Origin of the sequence: Massilia yuzhufengensis, from assembly GCF_900112225.1 — a bacterium.
GTDB lineage: Bacteria > Pseudomonadota > Gammaproteobacteria > Burkholderiales > Burkholderiaceae_D > Telluria > Telluria yuzhufengensis.
In genome coordinates this window covers 128268-149593 of record NZ_FOLD01000003.1, presented here as the reverse complement: position 1 = coordinate 149593, position 21326 = coordinate 128268, and the positions used below count along the sequence as shown (strand labels likewise).

The following is a 21326-nucleotide window of genomic DNA, read 5'->3' as shown; positions in this document are numbered from 1 at the left end:
CCAAGAAAATAATGTTGAACGAATGCAATGACATCATGCATATTTATTCATGTCAATGCGCACCGCATCGTATGTACGCCGAGATGCAACACCTTGATTTCATTACCCTTTTTTAATACTTACTTTGGTGCAATGCAGCACTGGCATGATGCGCGCCCGCACCATAATGATGCATAACTTTCAATATTCCTCATGCATACAATTTGCCGCACTGCAGCATGAAATATGGCGGCGCCCCCAGTCGGCAAACCTTTCCCTGGATGACTTAGGTAAAATAGCGGTCTTGCATTTCCCGCCCTTCCCCTTGTTGCCTCACTAGCGACCACTGCCAATCCATGCTCCGAATCAACGAACTCAAACTCCCCCTCGACCACCCGGAAACCGCCCTGCGCGCCGCCGTCCTGGCCCGCCTCGGCATCCCTGACGCCGACCTGATCGACATGTCCGTCTTCAAGCGCAGCTACGATGCGCGCAAGAAGTCGGCGATCATGCTGATCTACTCGATCGACGCCGAAGTGCGCAACGAAGCCGCCGTGCTGGCGCGCCATGCGAAGGACCAGTACATCGGCCCTTCTCCCGATACCGGCTACAAGTTCGTCGACGCCGCCCCGCCGGCGGCCGGCACGCCGCGCCCGATCGTGGTCGGCACCGGCCCCTGCGGCCTGTTCGTGGCGCTGATCCTGGCCCAGATGGGCCTGAACCCGCTGGTGCTCGAGCGCGGCAAGGTGGTGCGCGAGCGCACCGTCGACACCTTCGGCTTCTGGCGCAAGCGCAAACTCGATACCGAGTCGAACGTGCAGTTCGGCGAAGGCGGCGCCGGCACCTTCTCGGACGGCAAGCTGTACAGCCAGATCAAGGACAAGAAGCACTACGGCCGCAAGGTCCTCACCGAGTTCGTGAAGTCTGGCGCGCCGGAAGAGATCATGTACGTCAGCAAGCCGCACATCGGCACCTTCCGCCTGGTCAAGATGGTCGAGCAGATGCGCGCCGAGATCACCGCGCTGGGCGGCGAGATCCGCTTCCAGACCCGGGTCGAAGACATCATGGTCAGCGAGGAAAACGGCGTGCGCCAGGTCACCGGCGTGCGCCTGGCCGGCGGCGAGGAAATCGCCACCCGCCACCTGGCCATCGCCATCGGCCACAGCGCGCGCGACACCTTCCAGATGCTCTACGAGCGCGGCGTGTATGTGGAAGCCAAGCCGTTCTCGATCGGATTCCGGGTCGAGCACCCGCAGTCGCTGATCGACGTCTGCCGCTTCGGCCCGAACGCCGGCAACAAGCTGCTGGGCGCGGCCGACTACAAGATCGTGCACCACGCCTCCAACGGCCGCTCCGTGTACAGCTTCTGCATGTGCCCGGGCGGCACCGTGGTGGCCGCATCGAGCGAAGAGGGGCGCGTGGTCACCAACGGCATGAGCCAGTACTCGCGCGCCGAGCGCAACGCCAACAGCGCGATCGTGGTCGAGATCACGCCGGCCGACTTCCCCAGCCAGCACCCGCTGGCCGGCATCGACCTGCAGCGCGAGCTCGAGTCGCGCGCCTACGTACTGGGCGGCAGCAACTATGACGCGCCGGGCCAGCTGATGGGCGACTTCGTCGCGGGCAGGCCGTCGACCGCCTTCGGTTCCGTCACGCCGTCCTTCAAGCCGGCCGTGCACCTGACCGACCTGGCGCCGTCCCTGCCCGACTACGCGATCACGGCGCTGCGCGAAGCCTTCGTCGCCTTCGACAAGCAGATCAAGGGCTACTTCAAGGAAGACGCGGTGCTGACCGGCGTCGAGACCCGCACCTCGTCGCCGATCCGCATCAAGCGCAACGACGACGACTACCAGAGCCTGAACACGCGCGGCCTGTTCCCGGCCGGCGAAGGCGCGGGCTACGCCGGCGGCATCATGTCGGCGGCGGTGGACGGCATCCGCGTGGCCGAAGCGATGGCGCTGGCGATGGCCGCCAGGTGAAGGCGGCCGGGCTGGTGGCGCAGGGGCCGCTGGGGCCGGGCCTGGCGATCCTGGCCTCGATGGTGTCGGTGAACGCCGGCGCCGCCTGGGCCAAGGGGCTGTTCCCGCTGGTGGGCAGCGAAGGCGTGACCGCGGTACGGGTCGGCCTGGCCGCCGTGCTGATGCTGGCCATCGTGCGGCCCTGGCGCAGCCTGCCCACGCGCCGCGATGCGATCAACCTGGCCATCTATGGCCTCATGCTCGGCTGCATGAACCTGCTGATCTACGGCGCCTTCGCCCGCATCCCGATCGGGGTGGCGGTGGCCATCGAAGTGGTGGGCCCGCTGGCGGTGGTGGTGCTGTCCTCGCGCCGCGCGCGCGACTTCGCCTGGGTGCTGCTGGCCGCCTTCGGTTTGTGGCTGCTCGCGCCTGTGCATGCGGGCGTGCCGCCGCTCGACCCGGCGGGGGTGGCCTATGCGCTCGGCGCGGCCTTCTGCTGGGCCATGTACATCGTGTTCGGCAAGCGTGTCTCGTCCCTCGGCGGCGGCCAGGCGGTGGCCTGGGGCATGCTGGCCGCCAGCCTGTTCACCGTGCCGATCGGCGTGGCGACGGCCGGCAGCGGCCTGCTGGCGCCCTCGGTGCTGGCGGGCGGACTGGCGGTGGCGGTGCTCTCCAGCGCCCTGCCCTATTCGCTCGAGATGGCGGCGCTGGCGCGCCTGCCGCAGCGCGTGTTCGGCATCCTGGTGAGCGCCGGCCCGGCCTTCGCGGCGCTGGCCGGCTACCTGGTGCTGGGCGAGCGGCTGACCGGCCAGCAGTGGCTGGCGATCGTGCTGGTGGTGCTGGCCTGCGGTGGGGCGGCAGCGACGGCAAAACGGTAGGGTGGCCGGCTGCGCCCGCCACCCTACTAGATCCAGCCGGCTTTCTTGAAGCGCCGGTACAGGTAGAAGCACACGCCGCCCATGGTGGCCAGCGCCAGCGGGTAGCCGTACTTCCACTTCAGCTCCGGCATGAACTCGAAGTTCATCCCCCATATCCCCGCAAAGGCCGTGAACACGGCGAAGATCGCCGCATACGCCGCCAGCTTCTTGCTGATGTCGTTCTCTTCGATCGCCACCATCGACAGCGTCACCTGGATCGCGGTATTGATGGTGTCGCGCACGGCGTCGAGCCGGCCGATGATGCGCAGCAGGTGGTCGTGGACGTCGCGGAAGTAGTCCTGGGTTTCCAGCACCACGCCGGGCACGCGCCCGCCGTGCAGGCGGCCGATCGCGTCCATCAGGGGAATCACGGCGTGGCGCAGCACCTGCAACTTGCGCTTGAGGGCGTACAGGCGTTCGACGTTGGCGCGCTGGGCGCCGACCTGGCCGAAGATATGGTCCTCGATCGATTCGAGTTCGGATTCGAGCATGTCGACCACCGGGAAATAGCGGTCGACCACGGCGTCGACCAGCGCATACAGCACGAAGCCCGAGCCTTTGCGCAGCTGGTGCGGTTCGCGCTCGGCGCGGGCGCGCACGCCAAGGAAACCCTGGTTGGCGTCGCGCCGCACCGACAGCACGTAGTTGGGGCCGGCGAAGATGGCCAGTTCGCCGGCAGTGAGTTCGTCGCCATTGAGTTCGACGATGTGCACGATCACGAACACGCAGTCGCCGTACTCCTCCATCTTGGGGCGCTGGTGGCCGCGCGCCGCGTCTTCCACCGCCAGCTCGTGCAGGTTGAATTCCTCCTGCATGGTGCGGATCTCATCCCCGTCCGGGTCGCGCAGCGCGACCCAGACGAAGGTCTCCGGCAGTTTCAGGTACTCGCTGATATCGACGACGGGGATATCGGACAGCTTCTTGCCTTCCTGGTAGGCGACACAATTAATCAGCATGGATGACAGGGTAAGGGACGCACGAGGCGCCAGCTTACACCATCGGCCCTACTCGTCCCGCGCGCCGTCGATCCCGAGCTCGACGATCTTGCGCGTAATGGTATTGCGGCCGATCCCGAGCCGCATCGCGGCATCGTTCTTGCGCCCGTGGGTGTGCTTGAGCGCTGTGCGGATCAGGGCCGTCTCGAATTCGCGCCCGAGCTTGTCCATCACGTCCATCTCGCCGGCGCTGAGCATGCCGGCAGCCTGCAGCGCGAGCAGGCCGATCCAGCCTTCGGGCGAGGCCGGCCCCGCCGGTACGCCCAGCGCGATCGGGGCGGCGGCGGGACTGGCGGCGGCAGCCGGCATCCCGGCCAGGGCCGCGTCCTGCAGGGTCGCCATCACCGGCTGTCCATGCGTCAGTTCGCGCGGCAGGTCCTTGACCTCGACGGTCTGGCCGGGCGCCATCACGGTGATCCAGTTGCACAGGTTTTCCAGCTGGCGCACGTTGCCCGGCAACTCCAGCCCCGACAGGCAGCGCACTGCTTCCTCGCTCAGGCGTTTCGGTTCCACGCCCAATTGGCGTGCGCTCTGCACCAGGAAGTGGCGCGCCAAAATGGGGATGTCGTCGCCGCGCTCGCGCAGGGAGGGCAGGCGCAGGCGGATCACGTTGAGGCGGTGGTACAAGTCTTCGCGAAACAGGCCGTCGCGCACGCGCTGTTCCAGGTTCTGGTGGGTGGCGGCGATCACGCGCACATTGGCCTTCACCGGCTGGTGCCCGCCGACGCGGTAGAAGTGGCCGTCCGACAGCACCCGCAGCAACCGGGTTTGCAAATCAAACGGCATGTCCCCGATTTCATCCAGGAACAGGGTGCCGTTCTCGGCCTGCTCGAAGCGGCCGCGCCGCATCGCCTGGGCGCCGGTAAACGCCCCGCGTTCGTGGCCGAACAGTTCCGACTCCAGCAAGTCCTTCGGGATCGCCGCCGTGTTCAGGGCGATGAAGGGCTGCTGCGCGCGCGGGCTGTGCTTGTGCAGGGCGCGCGCCACCAGCTCCTTGCCGGTGCCCGATTCGCCGGTGATGAGCACCGTCACGTTCGACTGCGACAGGCGGCCGATGGCGCGGAACACTTCCTGCATGGCCGGCGCCTGGCCGAGGATCTCGGGTGTCTCGGCGGGCGCCGCTTCGACGCTCGCTTCGCGCAGGCTCTCTTCCAGCGCGCGCCGGATCAGGGCGACGGCCTTGTCGATGTCAAACGGCTTGGCCAGGTAGTCGAAGGCGCCGCCCTGGAACGAGGCGACCGCCGAATCGAGGTCGGAGAAGGCGGTGATGATGATGACCGGCAGGCCGGGATGGCGCGCCTTGACGGCGGCCAGCAGGTCGATGCCGGATTCGCCCGGCATGCGGATGTCCGATACCAGCACCTGCGGCGTGTCGGTTTCGAAGGCGGCGATGGCGTCGCGCGCGTTGGCGAAGCTGCGGGTCTCGAGGCTTTCGCGCGCCAGGGCTTTTTCCAGCACCCAGCGGATCGATGCGTCGTCGTCGACAATCCAGATTGGTTTCATGTATTCGTGGTTCCCGTCTTTCGCGCAGGTCGATGTAATGGGGACTCACGGCGGCTGCTACTGCCCGGCTTATGGCAGGGGCAGCAGGATCCGGAAATCCGTCAGTCCAGGCCGGCTTTCGCACTCGATCACACCCAGGTGCTGTTGCACGAAGGTCTGCGCCAGCGTCAGCCCGAGCCCGCTGCCGCCTTCACGCCCGGATACGAGCGGATAGAAGATGCGGTCGCGGATCTCGGGCGCGATGCCCGGTCCATTGTCGATGATATGCAAGTCTAATGCCAGCCCATAACGGACCTTGGCCAGGGTGACCTGGCGCGCCACGCGGGTGCGCAGCACGATCTCGGCGTCGCCCGCCGCGATGCGCAGTTTCAGGGCCTGGGCGGCGTTGTGGGCGATGTTCAGCACCACCTGGATCAGCTGTTCCATGTCGCCCCTGAACTCGGGAATCGAGGCGTCGTAGTCGCGCCGGATGGTGAGACCGGTCGGGAATTCGGCCAGGATCAGGCTGCGCACGCGCTCGCACACTTCGTGGATGTTGACGTCGCCGACGATGTGGGGCTTGCGGTGCGGCGCCAGCAGGCGGTCGACCAGGGTCTGCAGGCGGTCGGCTTCCTTGATGATGACTTGCGTGTATTCCGACAGCTCGAGCAGGTGGTGGGGAGGCAGTTCGAGTTCGAGAAGCTGGGCCGCGCCGCGGATGCCGCCCAGCGGGTTCTTGATCTCGTGCGCCATGTTGCGGATCAGTTCCTTGTTGGCCTGGCTCTGGTCGAGGATGCGCTCCTCGCGGTCGAGTTTCAATTGCTGGACGTTCTCGCGCAGCTCGATCAGCAGTTCGCCGCCCTCGCCCAGCGCGCTGACGCTGCTGATCACGTGCAGCGGCTCGCGCCCGGGGCGCTGCAGGCTCAGGTCCTGGCGCAGGTCGGCGTACTGGTGCGCCAGCGCCTGCGCGCACAGGGCCGACAATTCGGCGCCGTTGGCGAACAGCTCGGGCAGGCGGCTGCGCTGCAGCGACTTGAGCGACAGTTCGAGCAGGTTCTCGGCGGCCGGGTTGGCGTAGCGGACCGCGATGTCCGGGCCCACCAGCAGCACGGCCGTGGCCAGCAGCTCGAGGCCGGCGAAGCGCGCAGGCGCGCCGGCAGGAGCGATGGATGGAGCGCCGAATCCCGTCATCGGACGTTCGTGATCTCGCGCCGCAGCGCTTCGATGTTGCGCTCGGTGCGGCCGATCTCGTCGCGCATGCCGGCCACGCGTTCCTGGTACTTGGCGTAGTTGCGCTCATTGCCCTGGCGTTCCGGCTCGCCGCCCTTGAAGTCGCCGCGCAGCTGCGCCAGCTTCTTCTCTTCCTCGCGCAGCTCCTCGTTGAGGATGGCGCGGCGGTCGTCGTCGCGCGCGCGCTGCTGGGTCGCATCGACGCGCGGGAAGCTGGCCGGGCTCACGGTGGGCGCAGGCCCTGCCGACGGCGGGCGCACGGCGGGAATCGGCGCCGACGCCCGTACCGGCGCGGGCGACGAGAAGCCTTCGAGCAGCTTGCAGCCGCGGCGGTTCTGGTCGGTGAATTCGACCCGGTTCTGCTCGTCCACGCATTTGTAGATGGCGCCCTGGGCCTGGGCCCCGGTGTGGAGCGCGGGGACCAGCAGGAAGGCGGCGGCAAGCACGGCGGCGAAGCGGCGCGCGGCAAAGCGGAATGAAGTAATTGTCGTTCCCATCAGTAATCAACCTGCACAATAAACGAGCATGCATTGTAGTCCGGCCCGACTATACATCAAGCATGAAAAAAGGCGGGGAAAGCCCTCGCTTTCCCCGCCTTTGTCACAGCGCAATGCACCCATTGATGCCTGAGTGCAAACGCTTGTTGTCGTTCAGATCAGCACGAATAGTACATGTCGAATTCGGCCGGGTGCGGGGTCATGCGCATGCGCTGCACTTCGGTCATCTTCAGTTCGATGTAGGCATCGATCATGGCGTCGCTGAACACGCCGCCACGGGTCAGGAACTCGCGGTCCTTGTCCAGGGCGTCCAGCGCTTCTTCCAGCGACGAGCACACGGTCGGGATCAGCTTGTCTTCTTCCGGCGGCAGGTGGTACAGGTCTTTCGTTGCCGCTTCGCCCGGGTGGATCTTGTTCTGGATACCGTCCAGGCCGGCCATCAGCAGCGCGGCGAAGCACAGGTAGACGTTGGCCAGTGGATCCGGGAAACGGGTCTCGATGCGGCGGCCTTTCGGGTTCGCCACGTGCGGAATGCGGATCGAGGCCGAACGGTTGCGCGCCGAGTAGGCCAGCTTGACCGGGGCTTCGTAGCCCGGCACCAGGCGCTTGTACGAGTTGGTGCCCGGGTTGGTGATGGCGTTCAGGGCGCGTGCATGCTTGATGATGCCGCCGATGTAGAACAGCGCGGTTTCCGACAGGCCGGCATAGCCGTCGCCGGCGAACAGGTTCTTGCCGTCTTTCCAGACCGACTGGTGCACGTGCATGCCCGAGCCGTTGTCGCCGTTGATCGGCTTGGGCATGAAGGTCGCGGTCTTGCCGTAGCTGTGGGCCACGTTCCAGATCACGTACTTCATGTTCTGGGTCCAGTCGGCGCGCTCGACCAGGGTCGAGAACCTGGTGCCGATTTCGTTCTGGCCGGCGCCGGCCACTTCGTGGTGGTGCACTTCGACCGGGATGCCCATCGATTCGAGGATCAGCGACATTTCCGAGCGCATGTCCTGGAAGGAATCGACCGGTGGCACCGGGAAGTAGCCGCCCTTGACGGTCGGACGGTGTCCGCTGTTGCCGCCTTCGATTTCCTTGTCGGTCGCCCACGAGGATTCATCCGAGTCGATCTTGACGAAGCAGCCCGACATGTCGATCTTCCAGCGGATCGAGTCGAAGATGAAGAATTCCGGTTCCGGGCCGAAGAAGGCGGTGTCGCCGATGCCGGTCGACTTCAGGTAGGCTTCGGCGCGCTTGGCGATCGAGCGCGGGTCGCGGTCGTAACCCTTGCCGTCCGACGGTTCGATCACGTCGCACTGCATGAACAGGGTGGTTTCTTCCATGAATGGATCGAGGTTGGCGGTCAGCGGATCCGGCAGCAGCAGCATGTCCGACGCTTCGATGCCCTTCCAGCCGGCGATCGACGAACCGTCGAAGGCGTGGCCCGACTCGAATTTGTCTTCGTCGAAGTGCGAGACAGGAACGGTCACGTGATGTTCTTTGCCGCGCGTGTCGGCGAAGCGGAAATCAACGAACTTGACTTCGTTGTCTTTAATCATTTGCACTACGTCTGCAGCCGTCTTTGCCATGCGTATCTCTCCTGATTGAAAAGGGGGTGTCGGGGGAAGCTCGGGGCATTCGCCGGCGCGACATCTTGCTGTACTTCAAAGCATGAACCATGCCAGTGCTTCGTTATGAGTAAATGCACAATGCTTCTTTGGAAATCGCTCGGTGAGGTCCTACAATCATTTCATCCAGCGATCCAAGGTGGATGCACCGTTGCACCAACTTGGTGCGGATTCGACAAGGATGCACCACCGCAGCGCAGGATACACCGAACCAAGTTGGTGCACTGATCTTCTCGCCAATTTTACTTATTCACCGGACCATGCCATGACCACCACCGACACCATCCTCGCCAGTGCGCGCCAGCGCGCGCCGGGCCAGCCCTATGCCGGCGCCGTCACGCCCGAAGAAGCCTTCACGCTGCTGCAGGGCGATGCGCGCGTGAAGCTGGTCGATGTGCGAACCAATGCCGAGCGCGACTGGGTCGGCCGGGTGGCAATTCCCGAAGCCCAGCACGCCGCGGTGCAGTGGGCCACCTACCCGGGTGGGGCGCCGAATCCCGCATTCGGTGCGCAGCTGGCCCAGGTGGCTCAGCCGGACGAGGTGCTGCTGTTCCTGTGCCGCTCGGGCGTGCGCTCGCGCCACAGCGCCCGCGTGGCCACCGAACTCGGGTATATCCAAAGCTACGACATCCTCGAAGGCTTCGAAGGCGACCGCGACCTGGAAGGCCACCGCAAGACCCTCGGCGGCTGGTGCAAGGCCGGCCTGCCCTGGATTGGCGCCTGAGGTTTTGACCGAGCTCTTCATCAACCTCGGCCTGGGCGCCCTGCTGGGCCTGGTGGGCGGCCTGCTGGGCATTGGCGGCGGCCTGATCGCCATTCCCGTGCTGGGCATGTTGTATGGCATGGACCAGCACCTGGCCCAGGGCACGGCGCTGGTGATGATCACGCCCAATGTACTGATCGGCTTTTACCGCTACCACCAGAAGCATGCGGTCGACCTGCGCGCGGTCAGCGCCATGGCCGTGTTTTCGATGGCCGCCACCTGGATCGCCGCTAAATTTGCCACCAGCCTGGATCCGCGCACCCTGCACGTGGCGTTCGCGCTGTTCCTGGTGGCGCTGGCCCTGTATTTCGGCCTGCGCCGCGGCCCCGCCACCCCGCACCCTGCAGCGGCGAAAAAGATGCCGCGCGCCGCCCTGCCCCTGCTCGGCATTGCCTGCGGCCTGATGTCGGGGGTGTTCACGATCGGCGGCGGGCTGGTGATCGTGCCGGCCCTGATCAGCCTGTTCGGCATGCAGCAGACCCGCGCCCAGGGCATGGCGCTGGCGCTGGTGGTGCCCAGTTCCGTCGTGGCGCTGTTCGGCTATGCCCAGGGCGGGCACGTGGACTGGGCCACCGGCGTACCGCTGGCGCTGGGCGGCGTCGCCACCGTGTCCCTCGGCGTGATGCTGGCGCACCGGTTTTCGCCGCTGCGCCTGCGCTTGCTGTTTTGCGCGGTCCTGCTGGGCACCGCGGCGATGATGCTGATCTCGTCGACCTGAGTCAATGCGCCGGCATCACCATTACCTGCACGCCTGACGCCGCGCCCGGCGCGCGGTACACGCGCTGGGTCGCCTTGACGAAGTCTTCCGGTTTCGCTTTCGGGATGTGGACGAAACTCTGCGGGTTCAGGTCGATCAGCGGGAACCACGAGCTTTGCACCTGCACCATGATGCGGTGGCCGCGGCGGAAGGTGTGGCTGACTTCGCCGATGTCGAAACGCAGCGCTTCCTGCTTGCCCGGCGTGAAGGGCTCCGGCTTCTCGTAGCTGTTCCGGAACTTGCCGCGCAGCGGGTTGCCGCGTACCAGTTGCTGGAAGCCGCCCAGCTTGGTCGCCGGCGGGCCGGTGTCGTTGCCCTTGCGTTCCATGGCGGGCGTCGGGTACTCGGCCGGATAGACGTCGATCAGCTTTACCACCCAGTCGGCGTCGGTGCCGGTGGTGGAGACGAACAGCTTCGGCTCCACCTTGCCGGCGATGGTCACGTCTTCTTCCAGCACCTCGCTCTGGTAGACCAGCACGTCGGGACGGGTGGCGGCGAAGCGCTGGTCCGAGACCATGTATTCGCGCGGCACGCCAGTGGCAGCGTAGCCGATGAAGGGCACCGGTTTGCGCGGGTCGGCCACGTATTCGTCGTAGCCTGCCCCAGTGCTGGCCGGCTGCTGCCAGCCGAGCGTGCCGTTGGCGCCGAAGTACAGCGTGCGCGCCTTGGCCGGCGCCGGCGGCCACGCCGCATACGTGCGCCACACATTGGTGCCGGTTTCAAACGCGGTGACGTTCGCCACCGCGCGCGCCGGCTTGACGCCCTTCAGGTGCTGCTCGAAGAAGGGGAACTGGATCTCCTTGCGGAAGTACTCGCTCGTCTTGGCGTCGAAACCCACGTGGCCCAGGCGCGCGCCGTCGCTGCGCGCCCAGCCGCCGTGCACCCACGGGCCCATCACCAGCGCATTCGGCGTGGCCGGATTGTGCTTGCCCACCGCCTGGTAGATTGCGAACGGGCCGGCTGGGTCTTCGGCGTCGAACCAGCCTCCCACCGTCAGCACGGCCGCCTTCACGTTCTTCATGTGCGGCGTGATCGCGCGCGAGCGCCAGAATTCGTCGTAGGTATCGTGTTCGATGGTGGGCTCGAGCAGCTCGCGTTGCTCCGCGCTCATGCTGGCCAGGATGTTCGGCAAGCTCAAGCGTTTCAGGAAGAAGTCGTAGGCGTCGGCTTCGCCGTACTCGAAGCGCGAACGCTCCTTGTTGCCGATGGTCGGGTTCTTCTGCGGCAGGAAGGACGAGTAGAAATCGAAGTTCGCCGACAGCATGAAGGCGCCGCCGTGGTAGGAGTCGTCGCCCATGTACAGGTCAGCGATCGGCGCTTGCGGCGAGGCGGCCTTGATCGCCGGGTGCGAGTCGATGATGCTGGCCGCGGTGTAGAAGCCCGGGTAGCTGATGCCCCAGATGCCGACCCGGCCGTTATTGTTCGGGACGTGCTTGAGCAGCCATTCGACGGTGTCGTGCATGTCTGCGCTCTCCTGCCCTTCGCCCTTGCCGCGCTTGGCGTTCAGGTGCGGGGTCATCTCCTGCCAGGCGCCCTCGGACATGTAGCGCCCGCGCACGTCCTGGGTCACGAAGATGTAGCCCGACTCTTCCAGTTCGCGCGAGCTGCTGATCGCTTCGGGGAACCAGTCCACGCCGTAGCGCTGCTCGCCTTGCGCATACACGCCCGCGCTGTAGGGCGTGCGCGTGACCAGGAAGGGATAAGGCCTGGCGGCGTCCTTGGGCACGTACACCGTGGTGAACAGCTTCACGCCGTCGCGCATCGGGATGCGGTACTCGTACTTGGTGTAGGCTTCGCGCGCGCTGCGCTTTTGCGCGGGAGCCTCAGGCGCGGCGGCGGCTTGGGCGGCATGCGCGCCGGCGCTGCAGGCCAGCAGCGCACCCAGCGCAAGGACGGACAGGGAGTGAGGAATCATGGCTTCTTCGGGATTCTGGACAAAGAGCGCCAGTGTAATCCGTTCCGAAGCAAGTTTGTTATTTCGCCAAGCTGGCGGTAGCGACGCCGTGCTGGTCGATCGTGCCGCGCACCCGCTCGCGCACGAAGTTGATGTGGCTGCGCAGGCGGTACAGTTCTTCCGCATAGGCCAGCGGGATCGAGATGTGGTTGACGCTGTCCTCGATCCCGTCGAGGCGCTGCATCAGGCCCGCGCGCGCCGCCTCGCGTTCTTCCGGCGCGATCGCCTCCAGCGCCTGCTCCACCTTGCGCAATTCGCCGTACCAGCGGTAGACCCGCGAGCGCACCCGCCACACGTAGATCGGCGGCACGATTTTCGACAGCGGTATCAACAGGGCCGCCAGCGCCACCGCCACCACCCACAGGCGCTCGAACAGGTTGGCCAGCCAGAAGCGCATGTAGCGCTGCATGAAGGGCGGGCCGTCGCGGTAGTAGCGGGCCGCCTCGCGCGCCACCGGGATCTCGGTGTACTTCGGCGACGGGAACTGGCCCTGCTGCTGGAACCAGCCGGCCTTGCCGTGGATCTCGCCGGCCGACTTGACCAAGAGGCCCACCAGCGCCGGGTGCAGGTCTTCGCGCGCCACCAGGGTGGCGGTAGGGGCGATCAGGTGGTAGTCCTGGGCCGGGATGTCGCGCCCGAGGTCGACGATCCCGCGCGGCAGCACCACATGGGTCAGGAACGGCAGGCGGCGCGTGTAGGCGTCGGCCTGGCTGAAGTTGAACAGCTTGATGCCGGGGGTCTGCAGCAGCATCTGGATCAGCGGCGCTTCCGGCGCCGAGCTGAATACCAGGCCGTCGATGGTCCCGGCCAGCAGCGCCATCGTGGCCGGCGTGTTTTCCAGCGCGCCGATCTTCAGTTCATTGGACTCGATGCCGTTGGCGTCCAGCACCTGGCGGAACAGGCGCGGCACGCCGGTGCCTTCCGGCCCCAGGTTGATGCGTTTGCCTTTGAGGTCCGTGAAGTGGGTGACCTTGGCCGACTCGCGCAGGAACAGCCAGACCGGCTCCGTAAACAGGCTGCCGAGCGACACCAGCCCGGCCTGCGCGGCTTGCGCGTCTTCGGTCGAGCCGCTTTGCACGAACGCGATGTCGGCCTTGCCGTCGAGGAGGCGCTGCAGGTTTTCGTGCGAGCCCAGCGAAGGCTGGAGGGTGAGCGCGATCTCGTCGCGCGCCAGCAGGGACGCGTACTGGCGCCCGAACTCCTGGTAGGCGCTGTTGAACTGGCCGGTGGCCATGGTGAGGCGCCGCGGCGGCGCCGGGTCGACCCACAGGTAGGCCAGCACCGCCACCGCCACCACCGCCAGCAGCGTCGGCCCGGACGCCACCAAGAGGTCGCGCAGGGACACGAAGCTGAACTGGCGCACTTTTGAAACCGCGCGCTTGACCGCCTTGGTACTTCCCTTTATCGGACGCACTGTCGCTGGGCGGCGATGCTGCCCGGAGGCGGTTCGATCATCGGCATCAGGCTCGGCGCCAGCGTGACCAGCAGCTGCACCGGCAGCGCGCTGGTGAAGTCGTAGTTACCCGACTGCGGGCCGTGCACGTAGGCGGTCATGCTGCCGAAGAAGCGCTCGCCGATGTTGAAGACGAAGGTCGCCGACCGGTTCACGTAGCGCGACTCGATCACGCGCCCACCGCGCGCATAGACTTCGAAGCGCTGGTCGCCGGTGCCGGTCTTGCCGCCCAGGGCGATGATGCTGCCATCGGCCTGCTTGAAGGCGGTCTTGACGCGCTTGGCGGTACCGTCCGAGACCACGCCCTGGATGGCGTCGGCCACGGCGCGCGCGACTTCCGGCGCCAGTACCTGCTCCTTGCCGCCGCCCTTGCTGCGCTTGACCAGGGTCTCGTACGGCGTGTCCTTGGCGAAGTGCAGCGAATCGATGCGCTCGACCGGTTTGCGCACGCCGCCATTGACGATGATGCCCATCAGCTCGGCCAGCGAAGCCGGACGGTCGGCCGAGGCGCCCAGGGTGGTGGCGTAGGACGGCACCAGCGAATCGAAGGGGTAGCCCATCTTCTTCCACTGCGCGTGGATCTTGAGGAAGGCTTCGACTTCGAGCAGGCCGGCGATGCGGTTGTCCTGGGCGTGCTTGCGGTGGGTCTTGAACAGCCACGAATACACTTCCTGGCGCTCCTTGACGCTGGCATTGGTCACTTCGGTCCAGCCGGCCTTGGGGTGGGTGCGCAGGTAGCTCACCAGCCACAGTTCCAGCGGGTGGACCGAGGCCACGTAGCCGCGGTCGGCCAGCGACATATTGCGCGGGTCGTACATCTCGTACATCTTGGGGATGCGGTCCGGGTCCATGTCGGTGGACGAAGGCAGCGACTTGTCGATGAACTCGGCGAACTGCGCCAGCGTGGCGTTCGGCGCGATGGTGCGGTGCGCCGCGGCCAGCTTCGAGGCCATCGGACGCACGCCCGAGAACAGCAGCGCCTCGACCTCGGCCGGGGTCTTGTTCTTGTACTTGTTCCAGAACTTGGCCATGAAAACCTTGCCCTCGTTGTCGGCGAAGCGCGCCAGGTACATCTGGCGGCGCGGGTCGTCGGCATCGGCCAGCAGCTGGGCCGAGGAGCCCGGCAGCTGGAACATGTAGTAGCGCACCACATCGCGCATCATGCGCACGAACACCAGGTTGGTCGAATTGCGCAAGGCCTCGGTCACCGTCATGATCTTGCTGTTGTCGAGCTTGCTGAAGTTGCCGAAGGTGTGGATGCCGCCGCCGGTGAAGAAGGCTTCGCCCGGGTTGGCCGAATACTTGCGCTCCAGTGCGGCGGCCAGCATCGGCGCCAGGCCGCGGTCGCCACCCCGCGGCAGGGTGCGGAAGTATTCCAGCGCCCATTGCGACATGCGGTCCTTCGCGTCGACTTCGACGCCCATCAGGCCGATCTCGTCCATCGGTTCGAAGCGCTTGTGCAGCTGGTCGACGATGTCGAGGTAGGTCACCAGGGTGCGCAGCTTGGCGGTGGAGCCCAGGTCGAGCTTGGCGCCTTCGTTGATGTCGAGCGGCTGGTCGTAGTTGTCGGTCTGGACCCGCAGGTAGTTCACGTGCTCGCCGCGTTCCATCAGGGTGAAGCTGTAGACCACCTGGGACGGGTCGCCGTTGCCCAGCAGGCCCTTGCCGGTCAGGCCGGCCTCCTTCGCGTGCTCAGCGTCGGTCAGCTTGCGCAGCGCATCGGTGACCGCCGCCTGCACCTGGGCGTCGAGGGTGGAGACCACCGACAGGTCGAGGCGGTCGAGGTTGTACAGGCGCGAGTCGCCCACCAGGTAGCCGAGGTGGTTGCGCACCGCGTTGGCGGCCTTGCGCGACACGAAGGCGTCGGCGCCCGGCGCGGCCACGCCCGAACCCTGGGCCGGGTGCAGCTTGGCTGTCAAGGCGGCGTCGCGCAGCTGCGGCGAGATCACGCCCACTTGCGCCAGCACCCGCAGGTGGCTGTTGGTCAGGGTTTCCAGGTCTTGCTCGCCGTCGCCCAGGTAGTAGGCGGGGCGGCGCTGCGCGATCATCAGCGACAGCGCTTCCTTGTAGGCGGTGACGGCGTCCGGGTTGTCCATCGGGCCGCGCAGCATGGTGCTGAGCTGGCCGAAGTCGCGGCCGTACCAGACCCACATGCCGTCGCCAATGCCATTGACTTCGCCGTAGCCCGGCTTGGCCGACAGCGGCACGGTGTTGAGGTAGTCGAGCACGATCTGGCGCCGCGCCTTGGTGGTGTCTTCGCCGTCCTGGTAGGCGCGCAGGGTGGCCGAGGCCATCTGGATGAGTTTATCCTGCAGCGAGCCGGTTCGCCCTTCGGGCGAGTGGCGGTACTTTTCGATTTGCGTCGCCAGCGTGCTGCCGCCGGCCACGCGCCCGCCGCCGCCCAGGCCCACGCTGCTCAGGGTCTTGTCGAACACGGCTTTCGAGAAGCGGTCCCACTCGACCGCCGGGTTGCGGTGCGGGTAGGCCGGGTCGAGCAGTTCGCGGTTTTCGATGAACAGCAGGCTTTGCACCAGCAGCGGCGGCGCATCGTCGAACTTGTGATAGAAGCGTTCGGGGAAGCGCGAGGCGAACAGCGGCTGGGCGCGGCAATCGAGGATCTCGAGGCCGACCTTGGTCTTCTCGTGATAGGTGGCGTACAGGCCGCGGTCGGCCATCTCGGCCATTTTCGGCGAGATGCGGGCCTGGGCGTCGATCAGGTAGCCGCGCGACTCCAGCTTCTGCAGGTAGGCCGGCATGCTGGCATAGCCGAGCCGGGTGTCGTAGGGGCTCGCTTGCGGGAAGCGGATCGACTTGCTCGGGCCCTTCTCCATGCGGTAGGTGAGGTCGGCGGCCATGCCGGCGAAGACCTTGGCCTGCAGGCGCGAGCTGCGCACTTCGAGCGCGCCCCAGCCGCCCAGCAGCACGAGCAGGATCAGCAGGATGACGTAGAACCAGATCCGGAAGCGGCGCTTGCGCGGCGCCGGGCTCGGCTTGCCTTCGGGTGTGCCTTCGCTGTCGGGCGGTTCCGGCGGGGGCACGGGTGCGCCGCCGGGCGCGCCGCCGACGGCGGCCAGGTGCGGATAGGCCTCGTACAGGGGCACGTCGTTCCCGGCCGCGGACGCGAGCACGGGTGCGCCGCCAGCCATGGCTGGGGCATTGCGGCCGCGCCACTTACCTACTGCGCGGAATACATTACTGGGCCGTCCGAGACGGCGAATACTTTCCATGATGGCTCAACCGGTTTGAATCATTGCTCGCTCAATCCCCGCAACCTGCCCGCCATCCTTGCTGCTTGTCCGTTCGAGTGATGAGGTCCTCGTCAGTACTGCAAAAATGCGCGGCGCAAACTCACTCAGGATTGCACCTCTCACAGGTATCATTCCACCACATCAATACGACACGCGCGAGACGGCGTTTGACAATTTTGATTCGTGCGAAGTATTTTCGCAAAAAAACAACGGCAGAGTTAGAAGCGCGGCGTGTAGTCCTACAAAGTCGATATTTTCGCGACAAGTCCGGACGGTTCTGCCCGCATAACGCCGCATGCGCCATGCGCGTTGACCCAGCCCGTTTCAGGCCCGCACGGCCGGCGCCGCAGCGCTTCCACGCAGATCTTCCAGCGCGCCGAGGCAGTAGTACTGGAACCATAGTCCGGCGAACAGGAAGATCATGATGTACAGCCACAGCGACAGCATCGCCAGGAAGGGGAACAGCACCACCGACAGCAGCGCCCCGCCCATCCACGCGATGCCCGGCAGCGCGCCGGCCAGGCCGGAGGCGAAGCCGATGCCCAGCAGCGCGCCGCGGTGGCGGCGTTTGAGTTCCTGCCGTTCTTCCGCGCTGGCGTGGGCGGCCAGCGCGTCGTAGCTCATCACGCGCGAGGTCACCCAAGCCCACAGGCAGGCCTGCACCAGCCAGGCCAGCGGCGGCACCGCGTACAGCGGCAGGGTGAACAGCCACAGCACCGCGAACACCGCCGTGCTGCCGAGGTTGATAGCCACGCTCCCCAGGAAGGAGCCGCCCTGCTTCTTCTCCAGCAGCGGGTACTGGGTGGCGCCGACATGGCGCTCGATCGCCGGCATCGCGATGGCGCCCATGAACAGCAGCGCCGAGCCGATCATCAGCGGCAGCAGCACGGCGATCGCCAGCAGCGGCACCACCATCACCTTGAGCATGCCCAGCCCCAGCATCGCCAGCAGGCTGCTGCTCGACTGGAAGATGCCGTAGTCGGCGAAAGACGCGTGCAGCCAGTCCAGCAGCGGCTGCAGGCCGGTCCACAGCAGCGCGCCCCACAGCAGCAGCGACAGCACCAGCGGCGCGCCGGACAGCAGCAGCATGCGGCGCGAGAACTGGGCGCGCAGCGCGCGCCGGTAGGCCAGGCCGACGCCCCTCATGGGCGTTCCCTGTGGCGGGCTGGTGAGAAGGGGGACATCGCGGCTCCTTGTCTGGATTCCAATATTGCCATTCTACGCATTCGGCCCCGTTGGCGCGGCACGGGGCGATGCACTACAATCGCCGTTCAACTTGAACAACAGGGAAGACCATGTCCACCACTACTACTGATTCCGGCCTGCAATACGAAGATACCATCGAAGGCACGGGCGCCGAGGCGAAAGCCGGCCAGCACGTCACCGTCCACTACACCGGCTGGCTGCGCAACGACGACGGCAGCACCGGCTCCAAGTTCGATTCGAGCAAGGACCGCAATGACCCGTTCCAGTTCTCGCTGGGCGCGGGCCACGTGATCCGCGGCTGGGACGAAGGCGTGCAGGGCATGAAAGTCGGCGGCCAGCGCCGCCTGACCATCCCGGCCAGCCTGGGCTACGGCGCGCGCGGCGCCGGCGGCGCCATTCCGCCGAACGCCACCCTGATCTTCGACGTCGAACTGCTGGCGGTCTAGGAAAAACAGGCGGCGCCAATCGCGGCGCCGCCTGAGCATCCCCTCTAAAGTTCCCCGCATTTGGGCGTCAACGCCCGCCTCCTGCGCTAAGATGGCCGCATTGGCACCTTGCCATATTGCCAACGCAACCACACACAGGAGTATTCATGAGCTTGCAGGAACAGTTCGCCCAGGCCCAGGCCGAATCCAAGAATCTGCCGGAACGCCCGGACAACATGACCTTGCTGAAGATGTACGCGCTCTTCAAGCAGGGTTCGAGCGGCGACGCCACCGGCGAGCGTCCCGGCATGACCGATTTCGTCAACCGCGCCAAGTTCGACGCCTGGGCCGCGCTGGCCGGCACCTCGCAGGACGAGGCGATGCAGCAGTACGTCGACCTGGTCGAAGAACTCAAGGGCTAATAACCCTGACGGCCGCCCCGCGGGCGGCCCCTGCCCGGCCCGTACCTCAGGCCGGCACGAACACCTTGCGCATCTTTTCCGCCACCTTCGCTTCGATCGCCGACGCAAACGCGGCCATGAAGAATCCCAGGCGGATCCGCATCGCGGCGCGCTGGCCCTCGAGCGTCAGCGCCCCTTCCACGCCGCTGCGCTCGAAGCGCAGCACGTCGCCATCCCACTGGCAGGCCAGGCCGTATTCGGCGGCCATCCGTTGCGCGACCTGCTGGGCGGCGCTGCGCGCCTGTTCCGGGCTGAGGCTGTGTTCCTGGACGATGCTAATTTCCGACATGCTCGCTAATCCTTCCTGATCCAATGCAAAACAGCCCGCCATGATGCCAGTTCGTGGCGAACTCGGCCAGTGCAGCACATGGAATCGGCCTCGGCCCAGACAATTGACGCGACTCAATGTCTACTGCTCAGGTCGCGCGACCATGGAGATGCCGCCCGACATTTCGCAAGGAGCCGTCATGGAACCAGGTGCCCTCTTGCCGGCCGAACTGGACACGCCCACGCGTGACCAGACGCCGGTCCGCTTCATTCCCACGCCCAGCGCGCCCTACCAGCAGCAGCATCGCATCGCCCGGCTGCTCGAGCAGCCGGCCGAGCCCGGCGGCGAGCCGCAGGCCGTGGCCGCGGCAGAGGCCGACGACGAGGGGGCCGACGCGCCGCCGCTGCCGCATGCCTTCGGCGCACGCGTGCTGATGTGGAAGCAGGACCCCTCGGTGGGCGAGATCGGCACCCGCCGCGCCTACCTGCCCGGCCCGGTGCTGGCGGGCCCGCGCGACGCCCGCATCGCGCCCGGCTCGCCCGGCATCGACGCGGTGGAACCGAACGCCTTCGGCGACTTCGTCACCCAGCCCGACACGCCCCAGTTCGACGCGGTGCACACCTTCGCCGTGGTGCGCCAGACGCTGACCATGTACCAGCGCGCGCTCTTGGTGGCCGGCCTCCAGATGCCGCTGCCCTGGCAATGGAACACCAGCATGGACACGCGCCCGCTGGCGGTGTTCCCGTATGGCTTGCCGAACGTGATGAATGCCTTCTACAGCCGCACCCAGGGCTGCCTGAAGTTCGGCGATTTCGTCCCTGCGGGCGAGGAGGCGCGCGTGTACACCTGCCGTTCGTTCGATATCGTGGCCCACGAGACCGCCCACGCGGTGCTGGACGGCCTGAAACCCCAGTGGCTGCTGGCCGACGCCCCGCCCCAGACCGGCGGCCTGCACGAAGCCTTCGGCGACCTGACCGCGATCTTCCTGGCCCTGTCGCAGCTCGACCAGTGCGAGGCGGTGGTGGCCCAGACCAAGGCCCACCTGCACGACAAGACCTTCTTGTCCGACATCGCCGAGCAGTTCGGGCTGGCGCTGGGCGGCAGCACAGGGCTGCGCAACGCCGACAACGACCTGACCCTGGGCCAGGCCGGCACCCAGGTGCACGCGATCTCGCAGGTGTTCACCGGCGCCATGTACGACGTGCTGGCCGACATGTTCGCCTACGAGCGCAATCCCCTGCTGGACGACGACGCGGCCGTGCTGCACCGGGTCGCGGCCTACCTGCGCGGCCTGCTGCTGCGCGCCCTGATCGCCGCCCCGGACAGCGCCGCCAGCTACGTGGATGTGGTCAACGAGATGCTGCGCATCGTCGCGGAAGACGGCCGGCCGGCGCCGTATGCGGCCTTCATCCGCAACCAGTTCGCGCGCCGCGACGTGGTCGAACAGCCGCAGTCCGCCGCCGGCGCCGCGCCCGCCGCCGGGCCGCTGGCGCCGAAGGTGTGCGACAAGCCGGGCGCGCGCCAGGACCGGCGCGCTTGCTGCGGCACCATGAACCTGCCCGAATACCACCGGGTGGACAAAGTGCTCGACGGCGAGGCCCGCGCGCTGGCGCGCTGGTGCGCGGCCAACGGCCGGATGGGCGAATGCGTGGTGCCGGTCGTGGCGGAACCCGCAGCGGCGGACCGATCATGAAAATCAGCGCCCGCGCCTGCGGCGGCTTCGCCGGCCTGGCCGAAGCCTACGACCTCGACACCGCCGCCCACCCGGTCGGCGGCGAGCTGGAGCACCTGCTGGACCGGCTCGATTTCTTCTCGGCCGCACCGAGCTGCCCGGTCGGCGCCGACTTGCCGCGCTGGGAAATCACGGTCGAGGATGGCCAGCGCTGCCACACCGTTTTCCTGCGCGAAGACGGCAGCGGCGGCGACTGGCAAGCCCTGCTCGACCGCCTGCGCAGCAGCGCCTGAACGGCTGCCCGCAAAATGGCGTCGCCCTCCTGTGCGACGCCATTCATCACATTTGCTTATATATATTGTGTCTAAGGCCAATTTGTAGGAAAACCCGAATTGCCCTAAAATACAGTGCTTTGCCATGTCCGGCCGGCCCACTGCGCGCCCGGCGA

The 21326-nt window shown here is 66.7% G+C and carries 18 protein-coding genes; 8 read left to right on the top strand and 10 right to left on the bottom strand.

The window, feature by feature from the left end:
* Nucleotides 1-335 precede the first annotated feature (335 nt).
* Nucleotides 336-1958: an NAD(P)/FAD-dependent oxidoreductase gene (locus tag BM031_RS04180; RefSeq protein ID WP_091871550.1), complete on the top strand. Its 1623-nt coding sequence runs from the start codon at nucleotides 336-338 to the stop codon at nucleotides 1956-1958.
* A 59-nt stretch (nucleotides 1959-2017) separates the two neighbouring features.
* Entirely contained in the window at nucleotides 2018-2815 is a 798-nt protein-coding gene (locus tag BM031_RS04175; protein WP_091871806.1) for an EamA family transporter, read from the top strand.
* A gap of 26 nt (nucleotides 2816-2841) precedes the next feature.
* On the opposite strand, the gene corA is transcribed toward BM031_RS04175, so the two are convergent.
* The 5 genes from corA to glnA all read right to left on the bottom strand — a co-directional run bounded on the left by corA (nucleotide 2842) and on the right by glnA (nucleotide 8632).
* A complete protein-coding gene (corA, locus tag BM031_RS04170; RefSeq protein ID WP_091871547.1) occupies nucleotides 2842-3810 on the bottom strand; it encodes a magnesium/cobalt transporter CorA in 969 nt (322 codons plus the stop codon).
* A gap of 48 nt (nucleotides 3811-3858) precedes the next feature.
* Nucleotides 3859-5352, bottom strand: a complete 1494-nt coding sequence (ntrC, locus tag BM031_RS04165; protein WP_091871544.1) for a nitrogen regulation protein NR(I) — start codon at nucleotides 5350-5352, stop codon at nucleotides 3859-3861.
* A gap of 69 nt (nucleotides 5353-5421) precedes the next feature.
* Nucleotides 5422-6522, bottom strand: coding sequence for a nitrogen regulation protein NR(II) (gene glnL / locus BM031_RS04160; RefSeq protein ID WP_091871542.1), 1101 nt, complete (start codon nucleotides 6520-6522; stop codon nucleotides 5422-5424).
* Nucleotides 6519-7058 carry a DUF4124 domain-containing protein gene (locus BM031_RS04155; protein WP_091871539.1) on the bottom strand — a complete coding sequence of 180 codons (540 nt, stop codon included), beginning with the start codon at nucleotides 7056-7058 and terminating at the stop codon, nucleotides 6519-6521. Before BM031_RS04155 ends, glnL begins: the two co-directional genes overlap by 4 nt.
* 158 nt (nucleotides 7059-7216) lie before the next feature.
* A complete protein-coding gene (gene glnA / locus BM031_RS04150; protein WP_091871537.1) occupies nucleotides 7217-8632 on the bottom strand; it encodes a type I glutamate--ammonia ligase in 1416 nt (471 codons plus the stop codon).
* 304 nt (nucleotides 8633-8936) lie between these two features.
* Between glnA and BM031_RS25740 the strand changes: the two genes are divergently transcribed.
* Together BM031_RS25740 and BM031_RS04145 are read left to right on the top strand one after the other, a co-directional pair.
* The gene (locus BM031_RS25740) at nucleotides 8937-9395 is read left to right on the top strand and encodes a rhodanese-like domain-containing protein (RefSeq protein WP_218147560.1); all 459 of its coding nucleotides are present in this window, start codon (nucleotides 8937-8939) and stop codon (nucleotides 9393-9395) included.
* The gene (locus BM031_RS04145; protein ID WP_218147559.1) at nucleotides 9385-10152 is read left to right on the top strand and encodes a sulfite exporter TauE/SafE family protein; all 768 of its coding nucleotides are present in this window, start codon (nucleotides 9385-9387) and stop codon (nucleotides 10150-10152) included. Before BM031_RS25740 ends, BM031_RS04145 begins: the two co-directional genes overlap by 11 nt.
* A 1-nt stretch (nucleotide 10153) precedes the next feature.
* Here the strand turns inward: BM031_RS04145 and BM031_RS04140 are convergent, their stop codons facing one another.
* The 4 genes from BM031_RS04140 to BM031_RS04125 all read right to left on the bottom strand — a co-directional run bounded on the left by BM031_RS04140 (nucleotide 10154) and on the right by BM031_RS04125 (nucleotide 17992).
* The gene (locus BM031_RS04140) at nucleotides 10154-12106 is read right to left on the bottom strand and encodes a CocE/NonD family hydrolase (protein ID WP_091871532.1); all 1953 of its coding nucleotides are present in this window, start codon (nucleotides 12104-12106) and stop codon (nucleotides 10154-10156) included.
* Nucleotides 12107-12164: 58 nt separating this feature from the next.
* Nucleotides 12165-13508: a TAXI family TRAP transporter solute-binding subunit gene (locus BM031_RS04135; RefSeq protein WP_229408526.1), complete on the bottom strand. Its 1344-nt coding sequence runs from the start codon at nucleotides 13506-13508 to the stop codon at nucleotides 12165-12167.
* Nucleotides 13509-13546: 38 nt separating this feature from the next.
* Entirely contained in the window at nucleotides 13547-16726 is a 3180-nt protein-coding gene (locus BM031_RS04130) for a transglycosylase domain-containing protein (RefSeq protein WP_229408524.1), read from the bottom strand.
* Between the two features lie 444 nt (nucleotides 16727-17170).
* Nucleotides 17171-17992 carry an EI24 domain-containing protein gene (locus BM031_RS04125; protein WP_091871523.1) on the bottom strand — a complete coding sequence of 274 codons (822 nt, stop codon included), beginning with the start codon at nucleotides 17990-17992 and terminating at the stop codon, nucleotides 17171-17173.
* Between the two features lie 149 nt (nucleotides 17993-18141).
* Here BM031_RS04125 and BM031_RS04120 point away from each other — a divergent pair, with 149 nt between their 5' ends.
* Entirely contained in the window at nucleotides 18142-18498 is a 357-nt protein-coding gene (locus tag BM031_RS04120) for an FKBP-type peptidyl-prolyl cis-trans isomerase (protein ID WP_091871521.1), read from the top strand.
* Nucleotides 18499-18644: 146 nt separating this feature from the next.
* Nucleotides 18645-18899 carry an acyl-CoA-binding protein gene (locus BM031_RS04115; protein WP_091871518.1) on the top strand — a complete coding sequence of 85 codons (255 nt, stop codon included), beginning with the start codon at nucleotides 18645-18647 and terminating at the stop codon, nucleotides 18897-18899.
* A gap of 46 nt (nucleotides 18900-18945) precedes the next feature.
* On the opposite strand, the gene BM031_RS04110 is transcribed toward BM031_RS04115, so the two are convergent.
* The gene (locus tag BM031_RS04110) at nucleotides 18946-19227 is read right to left on the bottom strand and encodes a polyhydroxyalkanoic acid system family protein (RefSeq protein ID WP_091871514.1); all 282 of its coding nucleotides are present in this window, start codon (nucleotides 19225-19227) and stop codon (nucleotides 18946-18948) included.
* 178 nt (nucleotides 19228-19405) lie between these two features.
* Here BM031_RS04110 and BM031_RS04105 point away from each other — a divergent pair, with 178 nt between their 5' ends.
* Both BM031_RS04105 and BM031_RS04100 read left to right on the top strand, forming a co-directional pair.
* Nucleotides 19406-20899: a gluzincin family metallopeptidase gene (locus BM031_RS04105; RefSeq protein WP_091871511.1), complete on the top strand. Its 1494-nt coding sequence runs from the start codon at nucleotides 19406-19408 to the stop codon at nucleotides 20897-20899.
* Nucleotides 20896-21171: a protealysin inhibitor emfourin gene (locus tag BM031_RS04100; RefSeq protein ID WP_091871508.1), complete on the top strand. Its 276-nt coding sequence runs from the start codon at nucleotides 20896-20898 to the stop codon at nucleotides 21169-21171. The genes BM031_RS04105 and BM031_RS04100 overlap by 4 nt, the downstream gene beginning before the upstream one ends.
* The last annotated feature ends 155 nt before the right edge of the window (nucleotides 21172-21326 follow it).